The organism is Micromonospora haikouensis (assembly GCF_900091595.1).
GTDB lineage: Bacteria > Actinomycetota > Actinomycetes > Mycobacteriales > Micromonosporaceae > Micromonospora > Micromonospora haikouensis.
Genome location: NZ_FMCW01000009.1, coordinates 96656 through 115032, shown reverse-complemented (window position 1 = coordinate 115032; position 18377 = coordinate 96656). Strand labels below are relative to the sequence as shown.

Below are 18377 nucleotides of genomic sequence, written 5' to 3'. Positions count from 1 at the left end.
TCGGCATGCGTACCGCGGTGGTGGTCGGCGCCGGGATCGGCGGCCTGGCGGTCGCCGGCGCGCTGGCCCGGTCCGGCTGGCAGGTCACCCTCCTGGAGCGCGCCGACCGGGTCCGCCCGGACCCGACGGCCGTCGTGCTCTGGCCCAACGGGGTACGCGCGCTGCGCGCCCTCGACCTCGGCGCGGGGCTCGACGCGATCGCCACGCCGCTGCCCGACGGCGGCGTGCGCCGCCCCGACGGGCAGTGGCTGGTGCAGCCCCGCCCCACCCCGGCTGACCGGATGCCCGTGGTGGTGCACCGGGAGGACCTGCACGACGCCCTGATCGCCGGCCTCGGCGAGCGGGTGGAGCTGCGCACCGGCGTGTCGGTGCGCACGGTGCGGGCCGAGCCGGGCCAGCGCCCGTCGGTCGGCGACGGCCGGCAGCGCTTCGAGGCCGACCTGATCGTCGCGGCCGACGGCACCGACAGCGAGATCCGCCGGCAGTTGGCCCCCGAGTCCCGGGTGGTCAGCTCCGGCTGCGCCGCCTGGCGGGCGGTGATCCCCTGGTACCGGGCGCCCCGGCTGCCGGCCGACCAGTCCGTCGGCGGGGAGACGCTGGGCGCCGGGTACCGCTTCGTGGCCGCCTCGCTGGGCGAGCGCGGCTCGTCGGGCGCGTCGAGCCGGGGCGGCATCTACTGGGTGGCCACCGCTGCGGGCGCGCCCCGCCCGGAGCCGCCGGAGACCCAGCTCACCCTGCTGCGCCGCTGGTACGCCGGCTGGCCCACACCGGTCGGCGAGCTGCTCGACGCCACCGACCCGGCCGACCTGGTGCAGCAGGAGATCCGCGAGCTGCGCCCGCTGCCCCGCTCCTACGGCTTCCCGGCCGGGCCGGGCGGGGTGGTGCTGCTCGGCGATGCCGCGCACGCCATGCCCCCGCACCTCGGCCAGGGCGCCTGCCTCGCCTTCGAGGACGCCGCCACCCTCGCCTCGCTGCTGCGCGAGTCGCGCCTGCCGGACGCCGTGGTCGCGTACGACCGGCTGCGCCGCCCCCGCGCGGCGACGGTGGTGCGGCAGACCCGCCGGATGTCGGCGGTGCTCCAGGCCCGGGGCCGGCTCGCCCTGCGGGCGCGCGACGCCGCCCTCGGCGCGATCAGTCCCCGCCTGCTCTCCGGCGCGGCGGCTTCCGCCGCGCAGTGGCGTCCCCCGTCCTGACGGCCCGGGGCCGAGCCGGGCCGGGTCCGGTCCGAGCCGGGTCCGGGCGCGTCCGGGCACCGGCTGGGTCCGGGCGTGGGCCGGGTCCGGCCCCGGGCCGGCCCCGGGCGTCATGTCGGCGACATGGCGGTATCCCCGACGCCCTGATACCGCGATGTCGCCGACATGGCCGCGCGTCCCTGGCCGGCAGCGCCGCGCGTTCCCGGCCGGCAGGCGGCGGCGCCTCCCGCGGGCCGCCGCGACGGCGACGGCGGCGTCAGATGATCGCGGCGGGCTCGGCGATGCAGGCGGTGCCGATCCGGCGGAAGCCGACCCGCACGTAGACGCGGGCGATGTCCTCGCTGCCGGCGGAGAGGAAGACCAGGTCGGTGCCGGCGGCGCGCAGCGCGTGGGCGAGGGTGGCGGTGACCGCCGCGGCGAGCCCCCGGCGGCGGGCGGCCGGCAGGGTGGCCACCCCGGCGATCTCGGCGGTGTCGCCCACCCGCATCGCCATCCCGCTGGCCAGCGCACCCTCGCCGGGGGCCTCGGCGAGCGCGGACAGCCGCCGGCCGTCGGCGGTGCGTGCCCGCTCCTCCTCCAGCGCCGCCACGTCCAGCTCGGTGATCGCCGCGTCCCGCTGCGCCGGGCCGGCGTCGCCCCGGGCGGTGCCGGCGGCGGCGAAGCCCACGGCGGCGACCGCCCGGCGGGCGGCCACGTCGGCGGCGAGGCCGGGGGAGGCCGCGTCCAGCAGGCGCACCGGCACGTCGGTGAAGCTGCCCGGGTCGGCCAGGGCGGCGGGGTCGAGGACCATCAGCGGGGCCTCCAGGACGGTCAGCCCGGCAGCGCGGGCCACCGCGAGCAGGTCCGGGTTGCGCTCGTGCACCCACTCGAACGCCTCCGGCAGGCCGAGGTCCCGCTGCCGCTGGCGCACGGCGGTGATGTCGGCCACGGAGGGTGGGCCGGCGGCGTCGAGGCGGGGACGCGCGTAGAACGGCCATCCCGCCCCTTCCCGGGCGAACAGGACCAGGGGGCCGTGCTCCTCGGCGCGGGCCACGTCGCGGGGCACGGCGTCGTAGAACCGCTCCAGCCGGTCGAACGTCACGGTCGTCTCAACGCGTACGTGATCCACCGCGCGAGACTACCCTTCCCAGAATCTGGAAGTGTGATCAATCTGAACTGGCCTTGCGCGCCTACCCCTAACGTAGACTCAATAGACCCATAAGGGCCGACGTCGTCCCGACCATGATCCAACCTGAGTGACGACAGGAGGCCCGGTGGCCTTTCCGTACCCTCTCAGCCAGCAGTCGGCCCCGCCCGCGGCCGGGCTGTACGACCCCGCGCACGAGCACGACGCGTGCGGGGTGGCGTTCGTGGCGGACCTGTACGGCCGGCGCTCCCACTCGGTCGTCGCCAACGGTCTCGGCGCGCTGCTCCGGCTGGACCACCGGGGCGCCCGGGGCGCGGAGCACAACACCGGCGACGGCGCGGGCATCATGATCCAGGTGCCGGACGCGTTCCTGCGCGAGGTCGTCGACTTCCCGCTGCCGCCCGCCGGCGAGTACGCCACCGGCCTGGTCTTCCTGCCGACCGACGACGACGGCGAGGCCCGCGCCCGCCGGGTCCTGGAGAAGTACGCCCTGGTCGAGGGCGCCGAGGTCCTCGGCTGGCGGGACGTGCCCACCGACCCGAGCGGCCTCGGCGAGACCGCCCTGGCGGCGATGCCCCGGGTGCGGCAGGTCTTCCTGGCCGCCAGCCGGCTCACCGACACCCCCGCCGGCCCGGCCGGCTCCCCGCTGTCCGGCCTCGACCTGGACCGGGTGGCGTTCTGCGTCCGCAAGCAGGCCGAGCGGGAGACCGCCGAGCGGGGCGTGGCGGCCTACTTCCCGTCGCTGTCGTGCCGGACGATGGTGTTCAAGGGGATGCTCACCCCCGACCAGCTCCCCGAGTTCTTCCCCGACCTGACCGACGGGCGGGTCGACAGCGCCATCGCGCTGGTGCACTCCCGGTTCTCCACCAACACGTTCCCGTCGTGGCCGCTGGCCCACCCGTACCGGATCATCGCCCACAACGGCGAGATCAACACGATCCGCGGCAACCGCAACTGGATGCAGGCCCGCGAGGCGCTGCTGCGCAGCCCGAACCTGCCCGGCAACATCCGCCGGGTGTTCCCCGTCTGCACCCCGGCGGCCTCCGACTCGGCGAACTTCGACGAGGTCCTGGAGCTGCTGCACCTGGCCGGGCGCAGCCTGCCGCACGCGGTGCTCATGATGATCCCCGAGGCGTGGGAGAACGACCCCGACATGCGCGCCGACAAGCGCGCCTTCTACCGGTTCCACGCGAGCCTCATGGAGCCGTGGGACGGGCCGGCGTCGGTCGCGTTCACCGACGGCGAGATCGTCGGTGCGGTGCTGGACCGCAACGGGCTGCGCCCGGGGCGCTGGTGGCGCACCGCCGACGGCCTGGTGGTGCTCGGCAGCGAGGCGGGCGTGCTCGACCTCGACCCGGCCACCGTGGTCGCCAAGGGCCGGCTCCAGCCTGGCCGGATGTTCCTGGTCGACACCGTCGCCGGCCGGATCGTCTCCGACGACGAGATCAAGACCGAGCTGGCCGCCGCCCAGCCGTACGCGGAGTGGCTGCACGCCGGGCTGATCGACCTGGGCGACCTGCCGCCGCGCGAGCACATCGTCTACACCCACGACTCGGTGCGCCGCCGCCAGCAGACCTTCGGCTACACCGAGGAGGAGCTGAAGATCCTGCTCGCCCCGATGGCCCGCACCGGGGCCGAGCCGCTGGGCTCGATGGGCACCGACACCCCGATCGCCCCGCTGTCGACCCGGCCGCGGCTGCTCTACGACTACTTCCACCAGCTCTTCGCCCAGGTCACCAACCCGCCGCTGGACGCCATCCGTGAGGAGCTGGTGACCAGCCTCCAGCACACGATCGGCGCGGAGGGCAACCTGCTCGACCCGGGCCCGGCGAGCTGCCGGCAGATCGTGCTGCCCTACCCGGTGATCGACAACGACGAGCTGGCCAAGATCCTCTCCATCGACGAGGACGGCGACCTGCCCGGCTTCAAGGCCGTGCGGGTCTCCGGGCTCTACCGGGCCCGCGACGGCGGGGCCGGGATCAAGGCGCGGCTCACCGAGATCTGCCGGCACGTCTCCGAGGCGATCGAGGACGGCGTACGCATCCTGGTGCTGTCCGACCGCGACTCCAACGCCGACCTCGCCCCGATCCCGTCGCTGCTGCTCACCGCCGCCGTGCACCAGCACCTCGTCCGCGAGCAGACCCGCACCCAGGTGGCGCTGGTCGTCGAGTCCGGCGACTGCCGCGAGGTGCACCACGCGGCCGTGCTGATCGGCTACGGCGCGGCGGCCGTCAACCCCTACCTGGCCTTCGAGTCGGTCGAGGACATGATCGCCACCGGCGCCCTGACGGGCGTCGAGCCGGCGAAGGCGGTGCGCAACTACGTCAAGGGGCTCGGCAAGGGCGTCCTGAAGATCATGTCCAAGATGGGCATCTCGACCGTGTCGTCGTACTGCGGGGCGCAGGTGTTCGAGGCCGTCGGCCTGGACGCCCGCCTCGTCGAGCGCTACTTCCGGGGCACCCCCAGCACGATCGGCGGGGTCGACCTGCACGGCGTGCACGCCGAGGTGGCCGCCCGGCACTCGCTGGCCTGGCCGGCGCCGGGCGCGGTGGCGACCGACCGGCTGGAGGTCGGCGGGGAATACCAGTGGCGTCGCGAGGGCGAGCTGCACCTGTTCAACCCCGAGACCGTCTTCCTGCTCCAGCACGCCACCCGCAGCCGCCAGTACGACGTGTTCCGGCAGTACACGGCCAAGGTCGACGAACTGGCCGCGAAGGCCGGGTCGCTGCGCGGGCTGTTCACCCTGCGCACCGGCGTCCGTCCGCCCGTGCCGCTGGACGAGGTCGAGCCGGCCAGCGAGATCGTCAAGCGGTTCGCCACCGGCGCGATGTCGTACGGGTCGATCTCCGCCGAGGCGCACGAGACCCTGGCCATCGCCATGAACCGCCTCGGCGGCAAGTCCAACACCGGCGAGGGCGGCGAGGACGTCGACCGGCTGCACGACCCGGCCCGCCGCTCGTCGGTCAAGCAGATCGCCAGCGGCCGGTTCGGCGTGACCAGCGAATACCTGGTCAACGCCGACGACCTCCAGATCAAGATGGCCCAGGGCGCGAAGCCCGGCGAGGGCGGCCAGCTGCCCGGCAACAAGGTGTGGCCGTGGATCGCCCGCACCCGCCACGCCACCCCCGGCGTCGGCCTGATCTCCCCGCCGCCGCACCACGACATCTACTCGATCGAGGACCTGGCGCAGCTCGTCCACGACCTCAAGTGCGTCAACCCGGCCGCCCGGGTGCACGTCAAGCTGGTCAGCGAGACCGGCGTCGGCACCGTCGCGGCCGGCGTGGCCAAGCTCAAGGCCGACGTCATCCTCATCTCCGGCCACGACGGCGGCACCGGCGCGTCCCCGCTCAACTCGCTCAAGCACGCCGGCACCCCGTGGGAGCTGGGCCTGGCCGAGGCGCAGCAGACCCTGCTGCTCAACAAGCTGCGCGACCGGGTCACCGTGCAGGTCGACGGCCAGCTCAAGACGGGCCGGGACGTGCTGGTCGCGGCGCTGCTCGGCGCGGAGGAGTTCGGCTTCGCCACCGCCCCGCTCATCGTCGAGGGCTGCGTGATGATGCGGGTCTGCCACCTCGACACCTGCCCCGTCGGCATCGCCACCCAGAACCCCGTGCTGCGCGAGCGGTTCACCGGCAAGCCGGAGTTCGTGGAGAACTTCTTCCTCTTCCTCGCCGAGGAGGTCCGGGGCTACCTCGCCGAGCTGGGCCTGCGCTCGATCGAGGAGGCGATCGGGCGGACCGAGCTGCTCGACGTCGTACCGGCCATCGACCACTGGAAGGCCCACGGCCTCGACCTCGGTCGGGTCCTGCACCTGCCGGAGCTGCCGGCCGGCGCTGCCCGGCGCGGCGTGCGGGCCCAGGAGCACGGGCTGGAGCTGGCGCTGGACAACGAGCTGATCGCCCTCGCGCAGCCGGCGCTGACCGACGGCACGCCCGTGCGGGTCGAGGTGGCGGTGCGCAACGAGCACCGCAGCGTCGGCGCGATGCTCGGCGGCGAGGTCACCCGCCGCTTCGGCGGGGCCGGCCTGCCCGCCGACACCATCGAGTTCCTGCTGCGCGGCACCGCCGGGCAGTCCTTCGGCGCGTTCCTGCCCGGCGGGGTCACGCTGCGGCTGCACGGCGACGCCAACGACTACGTCGGCAAGGGGCTCTCCGGCGGCCGGCTCGTCGTCCGCCCGGACGCCGCCGCGCCGTTCGTCGACGGCGAGGCCGCGTCGGGGGAGCGGGCCGAGGACCAGATCATCGCCGGCAACACCATCCTGTACGGGGCCACGGCCGGCGAGGTCTTCCTGCGCGGCCGGGTCGGCGAGCGGTTCGCCGTGCGCAACTCGGGCGCGGTGGCGGTCGTCGAGGGCGTCGGCGACCACGGCTGCGAGTACATGACCGGCGGCACGGTGGTGGTGCTCGGCGAGACCGGGCGCAACTTCGCCGCCGGCATGTCCGGCGGCACCGCGTACGTGTGGCGGCTCGACGAGCGGCGGGTCAACACCGAGCTGGTCGACCTGTCGCCGCTGAGCGACGAGGAGTCCGACCGGCTGCACGAGCTGGTGCACCGGCACGTCGCCGAGACCGGCTCGGCGGTCGCCGAGGCGCTGCTCAAGCGCTGGCCGGAGGCGGTGGAGGAGTTCACCGCGGTGGTGCCCCGGGACTACCGCCGGGTGCTGGAGATCATGCGGGCCGCCGAAGCCGCCGGCCATGACGTCGACGACGCGGTGATGAGCGCGCTGAGCGCGCCGGCCGCGCCGGTGCCGCCCGCCACGCGGGTGGTCGCCCAGGAGGTGGCTCGTGCCTGACCCGAACGGTTTCCTGCGCTACGACCGGCGGCTGCCCGCGCGCCGGCCGGTGCCGGTGCGGATCACCGACTGGCGGGAGGTGTACCCGCCGGCCGGCGAGGCGCTGATCCGCGAGCAGGCCACCCGCTGCATGGACTGCGGCATCCCGTTCTGCCACGACGGGTGCCCGCTGGGCAACCGCATCCCGGACTGGAACGACCTGGTCCGCACCGGCGGCTGGGACGCCGCGGTGGAGTCGCTGCACGCCACCAACAACTTCCCCGAGTTCACCGGCCGGCTCTGCCCGGCGCCCTGTGAGGCGGCGTGCGTGCTCGGCATCGGCGGCGGGCAGCCGGTCACCATCAAGCAGGTCGAGGTGGAGATCGCCGACGCGGCGGCCCGGGGTGGCCTCGCGCCGCGTCCGGCGGCGGCGCCGACCGGCCGGTCGGTCGCCGTGGTCGGCTCCGGGCCCGCCGGCCTGGCCGCCGCCCAGCAGCTCGCCCGCGCCGGCCACGCCGTGACGGTGTACGAGCGCGACGACGCGATCGGCGGTCTGCTCCGCTACGGCATCCCCGACTTCAAGCTGGAGAAGCAGCACATCGACCTGCGGCTGGCCCAGCTGGAGGCCGAGGGCGTCCGGTTCCGCACCGGCGTGAACGTCGGCGTCGACGTGACCGCCGAGCAGCTGCGTGAGGCGCACGACGCGGTGCTGCTCGCCTGCGGCGCGTTGCAGGGCCGGGACACCCCGGAGACGCCGGGGCGGGCGCTGCGCGGCGTGCACCAGGCGATGGCGCACCTGGTCGCCGCGAACCGCGTCGTCGCCGCGGGCGAGGGCCGGCCGGCCCTCGCGGTGCTGCCCGACGGCACCCCGATCGACGCCGCCGGCAAGCACGTGGTGATCATCGGCGGCGGCGACACCGCCGCGGACTGCCTCGGCGTGGCCCACCGGCAGGGCGCGGCCGGCGTACACCAGCTCGACCTGTACCCCGAGCCGCCGCACGCCCGCGACGCCGCGCGCGACCCGTGGCCGACCTGGCCGTGGATCCTGCGCAGCTACCCGGCGCACGAGGAGGGCGGCGACCGGGTGTTCGCCGCCGCCGTGCTGGAGTTCGTCGACGACGGCACCGGCCAGGTGCGCGCCGTGCGCATCGCCGAGGTGACCGTCGAAAAGCGCGACGGCCGGCGGATCGTCACGGCGGTGCCCGGCTCGGAGCGGGAGCTGCCGGCGGACCTGGTGCTGCTGGCGATCGGCTTCGAGGGCACCGAGGAGCAGCCGCTGCTGGCGCAGTTCGGGGTGGCCCGCAACGCCCGGGGCGCGATCGACGCCCGGCCGGACTGGCAGACCGACGCCGACGGCGTCTTCGTCGCCGGGGACATGCACCGGGGCGCGTCGCTGATCGTGTGGGCGATCGCCGAGGGGCGGGCGGCGGCCGCCGCGATCCACTCCTACCTGGGCGGGGTGGGCGAGCTGCCCGCCCCGGTCGACCCGGAGCGGCAGCCCCTCGCCGCCCGCTGACGGCCCCGCTCGGCGGGCCGGGACCTGGTGTCCCGGCCCGCCGGCGGGTCAGTGCAGCAGCTCGTGGGCCTCGCGGACCTTGGCCCACGACTTCGGCTTGACCGGGGCGGCCGGGGTGGCGGCGGACCGGGCCGCCGCCGCGCCCGACGTCAGCTCCGGGCGGCCCTTGGTGAACAGCCAGGTGGTGAACAGGGCGTCGAGGTCCTTGCCCGAGACCTGCTCGGCGAGGGCCTGGAACTGCGCGATCGTGCCGTTGCCGTGGCGGTGGGCGGCGGTCCACTCCGGCAGGATGCGGAAGAACGCCGCGTCGCCGACGGCCAGTCGGAGCTGGTGCAGGGCCATCGCGCCCCGGTCGTAGACCGCGCCGTCGAAGACGTTGTTCGCGCCCGGGTCGCCGGGCGGCACCTGCCAGAACTCGTCGTCGGCCGGGTAGCTGGCGTAGGTGAAGTCGAACCACTCCTGCGCGGTGCCCTCGCCCTGCTCCTCCGACCAGAGCCACTCGGCGTAGCTGGCGAAGCCCTCGTTGAGCCAGATCTGGCTCCAGTCCGCGACCGAGACCGAGTCGCCGAACCACTGGTGGGCGTTCTCGTGCACGACCACGTAGGTGTTCGACCCGCGCCGCCAGAAGCCCGGCCCGTACACCGAGCGGGTCTGCGTCTCCAGGGCGAAGCCGAGGCTGTTGGCCGGAGCGGCGACGCCGCCCTGCGCCTCGAACGGGTACGGCCCGAAGATCCCGCTCTCCCAGTCGACGATCTCGGCGGTGCGTCCGATGCTGGCCCGCGCGGCCGGCCCGAGCGAGCCCAGCGTGGTGCTGTACGCGTTGACGACCGGTTGCCCGTTCGGCGCGGTGTCGGTGACGATGTCGTACTGCCCGATGGCGAGGAACGCCAGGTACGTCGCGCCCGGCGTGGCGCTGCGCCAGCCCCAGCGGGTCCGGTTGCCGGGCTCGGCCAGCGGCGGCCGGGGCTGTACCCCGTTGCTGACGACCTCGACGCCGGTCGGCACCGACACGGAGACGTCCCACGTGGCCTTGTCGCTGGGGTGGTCGTTGCTCGGGTACCACCACCAGGCCGACTCGGGCTCGTTGACGGCCAGCGCCCCGTCGGCCGTCTTCGTCCAGCCGGTCCAGCCGTCGACGCGGGTCTGCGACGGCACGCCCGCGTACTGCACCACGATGGTGAGGGACTGGCCCGAGACGATGGGGCGGGGCGCGGTGATAACCAGCTCGTGGGCGCCCTCGCGGGCGAAGGTGGCCGGGTAGTTGTCGACCTTGACCGACTGGACGCCGAGCACGAAGTCCAGGTTGAACCGGGAGAGGTCCTGGGTGGCCCGGGCGAGGATCGTGGTGGTGCCGGAGAGCTGGTCGGTGGCGGGCTCGTAGCGCAGCCGGACGTCGTAGTGGTCGACGTCGTACCCGCCGTTGCCGTAGTCGGGGAAGTAGCTGTCGCCGAGGCCGGGGCTGCCCGGGGTGGGCGCGGCCGGCGCCGCGGCCGGCCGGCCCCAGCCCGATCGGGCGGCGGCGTGGCCGGGTGCGCCGGCCGCGACCGCGCCGGCGGTGGAGACGGTCAGGGCGGCGATGGCCGCCGCGAGAACGCGTCGCACGGGATGGACTCCCTCCGTTGGGTGTACGCCGGCCAACCTAATCGACAGATGTAAACGGGTGTGTCCCGCGCGGGCGGTCCGCGCCCTATTCCCTCGATGGAAATGTTTCGATAGCATTACCGACCAGTAACCACCACCCCTGGGCCACGCGCGCGGTTCCGAGGATCCACCACCCCTGCCCCCGCGGAGGTTCCCCATGCCCCACCGCCCGCTGGCCCGCGCCCTGACCGCGCTGACCGCCCTGCTCGCCGCGACCCTCGGCGCGGCGGCCGCCCCCGGCGTCGCCCAGGCCGCCCAGGCGGCGAAACCCGCCCGTGCCGCCGCCGCGATCAACTACGTGGCGCTGGGCGACTCCTACTCGTCCGGCGTCGGCGCCGGGCCGTACGACCTGTCCACCTGCCTGCGCAGCGACAAGTCGTACGCCCCGCTCTGGGCCGCCGCCCACCAGGTCGCCAGCTTTACGTTCCCCGCCTGCGGCGGCGCGGTCACCGCCGACGTCATCAACAAGCAGGTGAGCGCGCTGAGCACCAGCACCACCCTGGTCACCATCACCATCGGCGGCAACGACGCCGGCTTCGTCGACGTCATCACGAGCTGCCGGTTCGGCAGCACCAGCACCTGCGAGGGCGCGGTCGACGAGGCCAGGACGTTCGCCACCACCGAGCTGCCCGGCCGCCTCGACCGCACCTACGCCGCGATCCGCGAGAAGGCCCCCAACGCCCGGCTCGTCGTGCTCGGCTACCCGCGCCTGTTCGAGACGACCTCCTGCGGCGCGCTGGCGATGAGCGCCTACAAGCGCACCATCATCAACGAGGCCGCCGACCTGCTCGCCTCGGTCACCGCCGGCCGGGCCGCCGCGGCCGGGGCCACCTTCGCCGACGCCCGCCCCTACTTCGCCGGGCACGGCGTCTGCGCCGCCGCGCCGTGGATCCGCGACGTCACCGGCGTCATCGAGGCGTACCACCCGAACGCCGACGGCTACCGGCTGGGCTACCTGCCGGCGCTCACCGCCGTCACCGGCTGACCCCGCGCCCCGCGGAGACGGCCGGCGGCCGGCGGGCCCCGCCTCAGGCCCCACCACCGGCCCCGCCGGCCGCCCCGGCGGGGCCGGTGCGCGCGCCGCCGCGGCGGACTGTCCCACGCCGCCGCGCGTCCGTTAGGGTTCGCTGGACCAGACGGCCATCGCGCGTGGGGGGCAACAGAGGGTGGGCAGGCTCGCGTCGGCGTACGGTCAGGCGGTCGCCGCCCATCGGCAGGCCCGCGAGCGGCTCGACCGGGCCCGCCGGTCGCTCGGCGCGCCCGGCCCGGCCGCCCCCACCGCCGCCGACGTCGTCGCCCGGCTGGCCGCCGTGGGCGGGCGGCTCGCCGCCCCCGCCCCCGGGGTCACCGCGCTGACCGGCGTGCCCGCCCCGATCCGCGTCGGCGAGGCGACCACACTGGACGGCGGCTTCCCCGTGCTCGTCCCGCTCGGCGGCGGCTGCCACCTCACCGTCGACGCCGACGCCCGGGACCCGCGCGTCGGCGAGCTGCTGCGCGCGGTGGTGCTGCGGCTGCTCGCCACCGCCCCGCCCGGCACGGTCCGGGTCGCCGGGATCGACACGGTGGCCTTCGGGGCCACCTTCCTGCCGCTGCGCCCGCTGCTCGACGCCGGGGTGCTCGCCCCGACCGCCACCACCGCCGCCGAGGTCGCCGCGCTGCTCGACTCCGCCGAGCGGCACGTCCGGGCCGCCCAGGAGGCCGACCCCGCCGCCCGCGAGCTGCTGGTGCTGGTCGTCGCCGCCGCGCCCGGCCCCCGCGAGCTGGCCCGGCTCGCCGCGCTCACCCACGCCGGGGCGTCCGCCGCGGTCTGCGTGCTGCTCGCCGGCCACCGCGCCGCCTCACCCGGCGGAGCCGGCCAGCAGAGCCCCGCCGCCTCCGACGCGCCGCCGCCGGGCGCGGCCACCGCGCTGCGCCTGATGCAGCGGTACGCCCACGTCGGCGACCCGCCCGGGCACCCGTTCAGCGCCGACGGCTCCGGGCTGGCCGCCCCCGTCGTCCTCGACGGCGACCTGCCGCCGGCCACCGTGGCCGCCCTCGCCGCGCACCTCGCCCCCGCCGCCCGCCGCGACACCCCGCCCGCCTTCGCCGACCTGCTGCCGGCCCGCCGCTGGGCGGCGACCAGCGCCGCCGGGCTGTCCACCGTGGTCGGCCGGGCCGGGCGGCAGCCGGTCACCGTCGCCTTCGACGACGCCACCCCGCACTGGCTCGTCGCCGGGCGCACCGGCGCCGGCAAGACCGTGTTCCTGCTCGACGCCCTCTACGGGCTGGCCGCCCGCTACGCCCCCGACCAGCTCCAGCTCTGGCTGCTCGACTTCAAGGAGGGCGTCAGCTTCACCGAGTTCGTGCCCACCGAGCGGGACCCGTCCTGGCTGCCGCACGCCCGCGTCGTCGGCATCGAGAGCGACCGGGAGTACGGCCTGGCCGTGCTGCGGGAGCTGCGCCGGGAGCTGAACCGGCGGGCGACCGTCCTCAAGCGGCACGGCGTCACGAAGCTCGCCGACCTGCCCCGCGACGCGGCGGTGCCCCGGATCGTGGCGGTCGTCGACGAGTTCCAGGTGCTGCTCGCCGGCACCGACGCCGTCGCCCGCCAGGCCGTCGACCTGCTGGAGGAACTGGCGCGCAAGGGCCGCTCGTACGGGGTGCACCTGGTGCTGGCCAGCCAGTCCACCGCCGGCATCGAGTCGCTGTACGGCCGCGCCGAGGCGATCTTCGGGCAGTTCCCGCTGCGGGTGGCCCTGCCCGGCGGCGGGGGAGTGCTGGACGCGCTCAACACCGCCGCCGACGCGCTGCCGATCGGCGCGGCCGTGCTCAACACCGCCGCCGGGGCGGCCGGGGCCGACACCGTGGTCCGCTTCCCCGACGCGTACGCCGCCCGCGCCGAGCTGGCCCGGCTGCGCCACGAGCTGTGGCGCGAGCGGCCGGCCGGGTCCGCCGGACCCACCGTCTTCCGGGGGTACGATCCGGCACGGCCGGACGACGATCCCGCCGTCGCCGCCCTGCGCCCCGGCGTCGGGCCCCCGGTCGCCCTGGTGGGCCGCGTCGTCGACGTGGCGAACAGTCCCGCCTCGTTCACCCTCGACGCGACCCCGGGCCGGCACCTAGCCGTGGTCGGCACCTCGACCGTCGGCGCGGAGGTGCTGCGCGCCGCCGCGCTGGGCCTCGCCCGGCAGCACGCCCCCGGCGGGGCCCGGTTCCTGCTCGCCGGGCTGGCCGCCGCCGTCGACCCGGTGGTCGACGCGACCGCCGCCGCGCTCGCCGCCGCCGGCCACCCGGTGCAGCGGCTCGACCCGGCCGCCCTGCGCGACCGGATCGCCGCGCTCGCCGCCGGCCAGCCCGCCGCCGACCGCACCTACCTGGTGCTCTTCGGCGCGGACGCGGCCTCGGCCGCCCTCGCCGGCACCGACCCGGCCACGTTCCGCTCCGGCCTGGACGACCTGCGCGCCCTGTTGCGCGAGGGCCCGGGCCGCGGCGTGCACCTGCTGGGCTGGTGGCGGGGGCTGCGCCGGCTCGCCGACGACCTCGGCGGGGCGCACCACCGCGACGACGTCGCCTGCCTGGTCGCGCTGAACGTCCCCGGCGCGGAGCTGGGACTGCACCTGGGCGAGCACGACCTCGCCTACACCCCGCGCCCCGACCGGGCGCTGCTGGTGGACCGGCACGACCAGCGCACCCGGCTGATCGTGCCGTTCACCGGGCCGGGGCACGAACAGGACGAGGAGCGCTGAGCCGTGGCCACCTTCGCCGAGTACGCCGCCCTGGCCCGGCAGCTCGCCGACCAGCGCCGCGAGACCGACCGGGACGCCGTCGCCGCCGACCGCCGCCGCTCGGCCCTGCGCGCGACGCTGGACCAGCTCACCCGACGCCTCGACGCCCAGTCCCACCGCCTCGACCAGCTCGGCCGGGCTGCCGGCGTCACCGCCGAACCGGCACCCACGGCGGGCGAGCGCCCCGCGTCGCCGGCCGCCACCCCGGCGGCAGCGGCCGGGGCGGGGCCGTCAGGCGGCAGGGCCGGCGGGTCGCCGGAGCCGGGGACGGCGGGGACCGGCGGCGCAGCCGCCGCGCCGGGGCGGCCGGGTGTCGGGGCGTACCCCCAGGGTGCGACGACGACCGGCGCGGTGGTGGCGGTGCCGACGGCGGCCGGGGTGCCCGCGCCCCGCGCCGGGGGCGTCGACCCGGGCGCGGAGCTGGCCGAGGCCCGGCGGCTCGCCGACGAGACCGACCGGCTGATCGGCCTCACGGAGGCCGTCGGCCGGCGGCCGCCGCTGCTGCCGGCGTGGTCGCCGCTGGCGCGGGCCCTGGCCGTGTACGCGGCGTGCGCGGCGGCCGGCGTCGTGCTGGCGGTGGTGCTGCTGGGCGTCGCGGGCGTGGTGGCCAGCCCGGGGGCCGTCTACGTGGCGACCTGCGGGGCGCTGCCCGTGCTCTGCTTCGTCGCCGGTTACCTGGTGCTCGGCCGGTGGGGGCGGCCGGCGCTGGGCGCGGACGGGCCGCCGCCCCGGTTCGTGCCGCTCGGCTTCGTGACCTGCGTGCTGCTCATGCCACTGGCCTACTGCGGCTACCTGGTGCTGTTCCGCCTGCTGGGCTGAGTCCGGCAGCCCCGGTCCCGGTCCGGTCACCGGTCCCGGGTCGCCGGTCGCGTCGCCGGTCAGCCGTCCAGGGCGAGGCGGGCCACCTCGGCCGCGCACCCCCAGGACAGGGTGACCCCCGCGCCGCCGTGCCCGTACGCGTGCACCAGCCGGCCCCCGGCGGGGCCCGCCGGCTCGACCGCCACCCGGGGGCCGCCGTGCCGGGCCGGGCGCAACCCGATCCGCTCGCCGAGCACCGGCGCGTCGGCCAGCTCCGGCACGAGCGCCACGCACCGCCGCCGGATCGCCGTCGCCGTCGCCGGATCGGGCCCGGTGTCCCACACGCCCGGCTGGTACGTGCCGCCGAGCACCACGTCGTGCCGGCGCGGGTGCACGTAGGTGATCCCGGCCGGGTCGTCCTCGTCGCGCACCGAGGTGGTCAGCCCCGGGTTGGCCACCAGCACAAGGTGCCCGCGCACCGGGTGCACGGCGGGGTCGGCGGCGAGCCGGCCGGCGGCCAGCCCGGTCGCGTTGACCACCGTCGGGGCGACGTCGAACGCCTCGGCGAGGTCCCGCACCCGGTGGCGCAGCACCCGCCCCCCGCCGGCGGTGACCCGCCCGGCCAGCCACCCCAGGTACGGCGTCATCTCCACCGTCGGCGCGGTGAACCGCAGCACCGCCGTGTACGGCGGCTCGGCCGGCCCGGCCACCAGGTCCCCGGTGGCCGCCGCCCACCACGGCGGGCCACCGTAGCGGTGGCGCAGCAGCATCCGGGTCGGCGGGCCACCACTCCCGGCACGCCCGCCCCCGCCTGGCGGCCCAGCTCCGCGTGCGTCTCGCTCGCCCAGCGCAGCACCCGGGGATCCTCGTCGGTGTGCGTCGGGTACCACACGGCAGCGGCCACCGTCGACACCGTGTCCGCCGGGTCGTCCGCCGCCAGCACGGTCACCCGCGCGCCCCGCTCCTGCAGGGTCACGGCGGCGGTCAGCCCGATGATCCCGCCGCCGACCACCACCACGTCCATCCGCTCCGCCATCGTCCGCTCCTTCCGGTCGTCGTTCGGATCGTGGCCGGCCGTCCGGGCGGGCGTCCAAGACGGAACGGGCAGGCGGCGATAAGCGGCGCTTATGATCCGGGGATGGACGCCTGGTCGGACCTGCGCCGGCTGCGCTACTTCGCCGTGCTCGCCGAGGAGCTGCACTTCACCCGGGCCGCCGCCCGCCTGCACATCGCCCAGCCGGCGCTCAGCCAGCAGATCCGCGCCCTGGAACGCCAGCTCGGCGTGCCGCTGGTGCACCGCACCAGCCGGGGCTGCACGCTGACCGAGGTGGGGCAGCGGGTGGCCGCCGAGACCGCCCGGCTGCTCGCCGACGTCGACGCCGGCACCGCCCGCATCAGGGATCTGGTGCACGGCCGGGGCGGGCGGCTGCGGCTCGCGTACACCCGGTCGGCGCGCGGCGGCCCGGTGGACGCCCTGGTGGCCCGGTTCCGCGCCGCCCATCCCGACGTGGAGGTCGTCGCCGAGACCGCCTGGACCGCGCCGAACGTCGCCGGGCTGCTCGCCGGCCGGCTCGACGCGGCGTTCGTCCGCCCGCCGGTCGACGAGCCGGCGCTCGCGTGTCGCACCGTCGACACCGAGGAGCTGCTGCTGGCCCTGCCGGCGGGGCATCCGCTGGCGACCGGCCGCCGCCGGATCAGCCGGGCCGAGGTGGTGGACCTGCCGGCCGTCATGTGGCCCCGCGACAACGGCCCCGGGATGTTCGACCGGACCATCGCCCAGGTCTGGCCGCGCGGCGGCTTCCGGCTGGTCCGGCAGGAGCCCGACGACGAGCAGTTGCTGCGCGCGGTGGCGCAGGGAGACGTGATCGCGGCCGTGCCCGCCGGTCGCGCGCGGGCGCTGAAGGTGCCGGGGGTACGGCTGCGCCGGTTCACCGCGCCGACCCCCACGGTGGACGTCGGCCTCGCCTGGCCCCGCCTCACCACCAACCCGGCCGTCCACGCCCTCGTGGCGCTCCTGGGCTGACTGTGCCGCCCCTTGTCGTCCCGTGGCCGCCGGGATCTTGGACAGTGGTCGTCCGTTGTGGACGATAGGTGTCCAGGATCCCGGCGCGGGGTCGGGTAGGGCGAGGGGGAGGCGGCGATGAGCGAGGACCTGGGCGGGTTCATGATCGGGTACGTGCCGGCGGGGGTCGACGGGGAGGTGTCCGACTTCGCCAGCGAGTGGGAGGGGGTGCGCTTCCGCACCCGGGTGTGGGAGCGGCAGGTGGCGGAGGGCTGGCGGGTCGACCTGCGGGTGCACGTCCTGCGCGGGAGCCGGCTGGGCACGCTCGACGCGCTGCGTGAATTCCTCGCCGACTATCACGAGCGGGACGCCGCGGCGTGGCCGCTCACCGAGTTCACCGAGGGCGACGTGACCGGCCTCGTCGGCGGCGGCGAGGCGTTCCGGCTGGTCGAGCCTGGGGTGGCCATCGACGTGCGCGCCGAGCCGGAGCGGGTGCCCGAGTCGGAGCTGCGGGCCGTGGCGGCGGGGGCCCGACCCGTTGCCGCCGCTCCCGAGCCTGCCGCAGACTGATCACCGTCTGTGAGGTGACCGGCGACGTGTGTGCGACGCCGGCCCGAGGTCACCCTTCGTGATGCCCCCGCGACCCCGCCAGACTTCCCGCTGTCCCTTTGCTCTGCACCCATATGCGCATCACGGTGGCCTGGCTCGACACATAGGCGCAAGCGAGTCGGTGCGGGCGGGGCTGGTGGTTTACCGTGCGTGGCTGTTGCGTATCCGGGTGCAGAGCAAAGGGCTTGCGCGGGGTGTGGCCGCCGGGCGGTCGCGGCAACGCAGCGTGACGCCCTGAGGTCGTCCCGAGCTGACATCGTCGGCATGGGCCGCCGCTCGTGGGTCGGTGGCCGGCGCCGACGGCGAGGGGCGTCCCGGTCGGGTGGTCGTCACCCGGGTGGGCGGCGTCAGCCGGGCAGGTCGGCCAGGCAGGTCAGCCAGAGCTGGTAGCTCACGGGCGCGCTGCCGGCGGCCTCCCGGGTCAGCCGCAGCTCCTCCAGCGCCCGGTCGGCGTCACCGCGTTCCGCCGCCGCGCGGGCCAGGTCGAACCGGTCGGTGACGAAGACCGATAGCCGCCGGAGGTGGTCCGCTGCGGACGCGACCAGGGCCCGCAGCTCGTCGGCCGAGCGCTCGTCCGCGTCGCCCTGCCCGTCAGCGACGGGCACTCCCTCGGTGGGCAGCGTGGGGATCGCGTGGACGCTGTCGTCGTCCCGTTGCGGGGGATGGCCGTGGCGGATCGCGCCGAGCCCGGCCAGGGCCGTCAGGTCGCTGAGCGCCTGGTCGCCCAGGAGCGCGGCGACCCGGTCGAGGGTGTGCCCGACCTGGTCGGGGCTGCCCTCGGCGAGCTGGTCGTCGAGCTCGGTGGTCAGGCAGGTGAGCTGTTCGGACACGCCGGCCAGGCCCTCCGCCAGGAAGGCGATCTCGTCTTCGAGCCGCTCCAACACCTCGTCGGCGGTGCTGAGAAGGCTGTCCCGCATGGCTCTCCCGGTCGTGTCGGTCCACAGTGATCGCGAAGAA

The 18377-nt window shown here is 76.3% G+C and carries 13 protein-coding genes; 8 read left to right on the top strand and 5 right to left on the bottom strand.

Features of this window, described 5'->3' with window-relative positions; translation table 11 throughout:
• Positions 1 to 5: 5 nt before the first annotated feature.
• A complete protein-coding gene (locus tag GA0070558_RS11205) occupies positions 6 to 1193 on the top strand; it encodes an FAD-dependent oxidoreductase (RefSeq protein ID WP_091278299.1) in 1188 nt (395 codons plus the stop codon).
• Between the two features lie 256 nt (positions 1194 to 1449).
• On the opposite strand, the gene GA0070558_RS11200 is transcribed toward GA0070558_RS11205, so the two are convergent.
• The gene (locus tag GA0070558_RS11200) at positions 1450 to 2301 is read right to left on the bottom strand and encodes a GNAT family N-acetyltransferase (RefSeq protein WP_077939091.1); all 852 of its coding nucleotides are present in this window, start codon (positions 2299 to 2301) and stop codon (positions 1450 to 1452) included.
• Between the two features lie 145 nt (positions 2302 to 2446).
• Between GA0070558_RS11200 and gltB the strand changes: the two genes are divergently transcribed.
• The gene (gltB, locus tag GA0070558_RS11195; RefSeq protein WP_091278297.1) at positions 2447 to 7111 is read left to right on the top strand and encodes a glutamate synthase large subunit; all 4665 of its coding nucleotides are present in this window, start codon (positions 2447 to 2449) and stop codon (positions 7109 to 7111) included.
• Positions 7104 to 8606, top strand: coding sequence for a glutamate synthase subunit beta (locus GA0070558_RS11190; protein WP_091278295.1), 1503 nt, complete (start codon positions 7104 to 7106; stop codon positions 8604 to 8606). The genes gltB and GA0070558_RS11190 overlap by 8 nt, the downstream gene beginning before the upstream one ends.
• A 48-nt stretch (positions 8607 to 8654) precedes the next feature.
• On the opposite strand, the gene GA0070558_RS11185 is transcribed toward GA0070558_RS11190, so the two are convergent.
• Complete coding sequence (locus GA0070558_RS11185; protein ID WP_091278293.1) at positions 8655 to 10208, bottom strand: M1 family metallopeptidase; 1554 nt, start codon at positions 10206 to 10208, stop codon at positions 8655 to 8657.
• Positions 10209 to 10404: 196 nt separating this feature from the next.
• Here GA0070558_RS11185 and GA0070558_RS11180 point away from each other — a divergent pair, with 196 nt between their 5' ends.
• The 3 genes from GA0070558_RS11180 (at position 10405) to GA0070558_RS34230 (ending at position 14830) form a co-directional block, all read left to right on the top strand.
• Positions 10405 to 11232: an SGNH/GDSL hydrolase family protein gene (locus tag GA0070558_RS11180; protein WP_091278290.1), complete on the top strand. Its 828-nt coding sequence runs from the start codon at positions 10405 to 10407 to the stop codon at positions 11230 to 11232.
• A 181-nt stretch (positions 11233 to 11413) separates the two neighbouring features.
• Complete coding sequence (locus tag GA0070558_RS11175; RefSeq protein ID WP_091278288.1) at positions 11414 to 13972, top strand: FtsK/SpoIIIE domain-containing protein; 2559 nt, start codon at positions 11414 to 11416, stop codon at positions 13970 to 13972.
• 3 nt (positions 13973 to 13975) lie between these two features.
• Complete coding sequence (locus GA0070558_RS34230; protein ID WP_256091877.1) at positions 13976 to 14830, top strand: hypothetical protein; 855 nt, start codon at positions 13976 to 13978, stop codon at positions 14828 to 14830.
• Positions 14831 to 14889: 59 nt separating this feature from the next.
• On the opposite strand, the gene GA0070558_RS11165 is transcribed toward GA0070558_RS34230, so the two are convergent.
• Together GA0070558_RS11165 and GA0070558_RS34225 are read right to left on the bottom strand one after the other, a co-directional pair.
• Positions 14890 to 15519 carry an FAD-dependent oxidoreductase gene (locus GA0070558_RS11165; protein WP_256091876.1) on the bottom strand — a complete coding sequence of 210 codons (630 nt, stop codon included), beginning with the start codon at positions 15517 to 15519 and terminating at the stop codon, positions 14890 to 14892.
• On the bottom strand, positions 15453 to 15845 hold the full coding sequence (locus GA0070558_RS34225) for an FAD-dependent oxidoreductase (RefSeq protein ID WP_256091875.1): 393 nt from the start codon (positions 15843 to 15845) through the stop codon (positions 15453 to 15455). Before GA0070558_RS34225 ends, GA0070558_RS11165 begins: the two co-directional genes overlap by 67 nt.
• A 102-nt stretch (positions 15846 to 15947) precedes the next feature.
• Between GA0070558_RS34225 and GA0070558_RS11160 the strand changes: the two genes are divergently transcribed.
• Both GA0070558_RS11160 and GA0070558_RS11155 read left to right on the top strand, forming a co-directional pair.
• On the top strand, positions 15948 to 16832 hold the full coding sequence (locus tag GA0070558_RS11160; protein ID WP_256091874.1) for a LysR family transcriptional regulator: 885 nt from the start codon (positions 15948 to 15950) through the stop codon (positions 16830 to 16832).
• Between the two features lie 117 nt (positions 16833 to 16949).
• On the top strand, positions 16950 to 17381 hold the full coding sequence (locus tag GA0070558_RS11155; RefSeq protein WP_091278283.1) for a hypothetical protein: 432 nt from the start codon (positions 16950 to 16952) through the stop codon (positions 17379 to 17381).
• Between the two features lie 386 nt (positions 17382 to 17767).
• On the opposite strand, the gene GA0070558_RS11150 is transcribed toward GA0070558_RS11155, so the two are convergent.
• Positions 17768 to 18337, bottom strand: a complete 570-nt coding sequence (locus GA0070558_RS11150) for a hypothetical protein (RefSeq protein ID WP_091278281.1) — start codon at positions 18335 to 18337, stop codon at positions 17768 to 17770.
• Positions 18338 to 18377 lie beyond the last annotated feature (40 nt).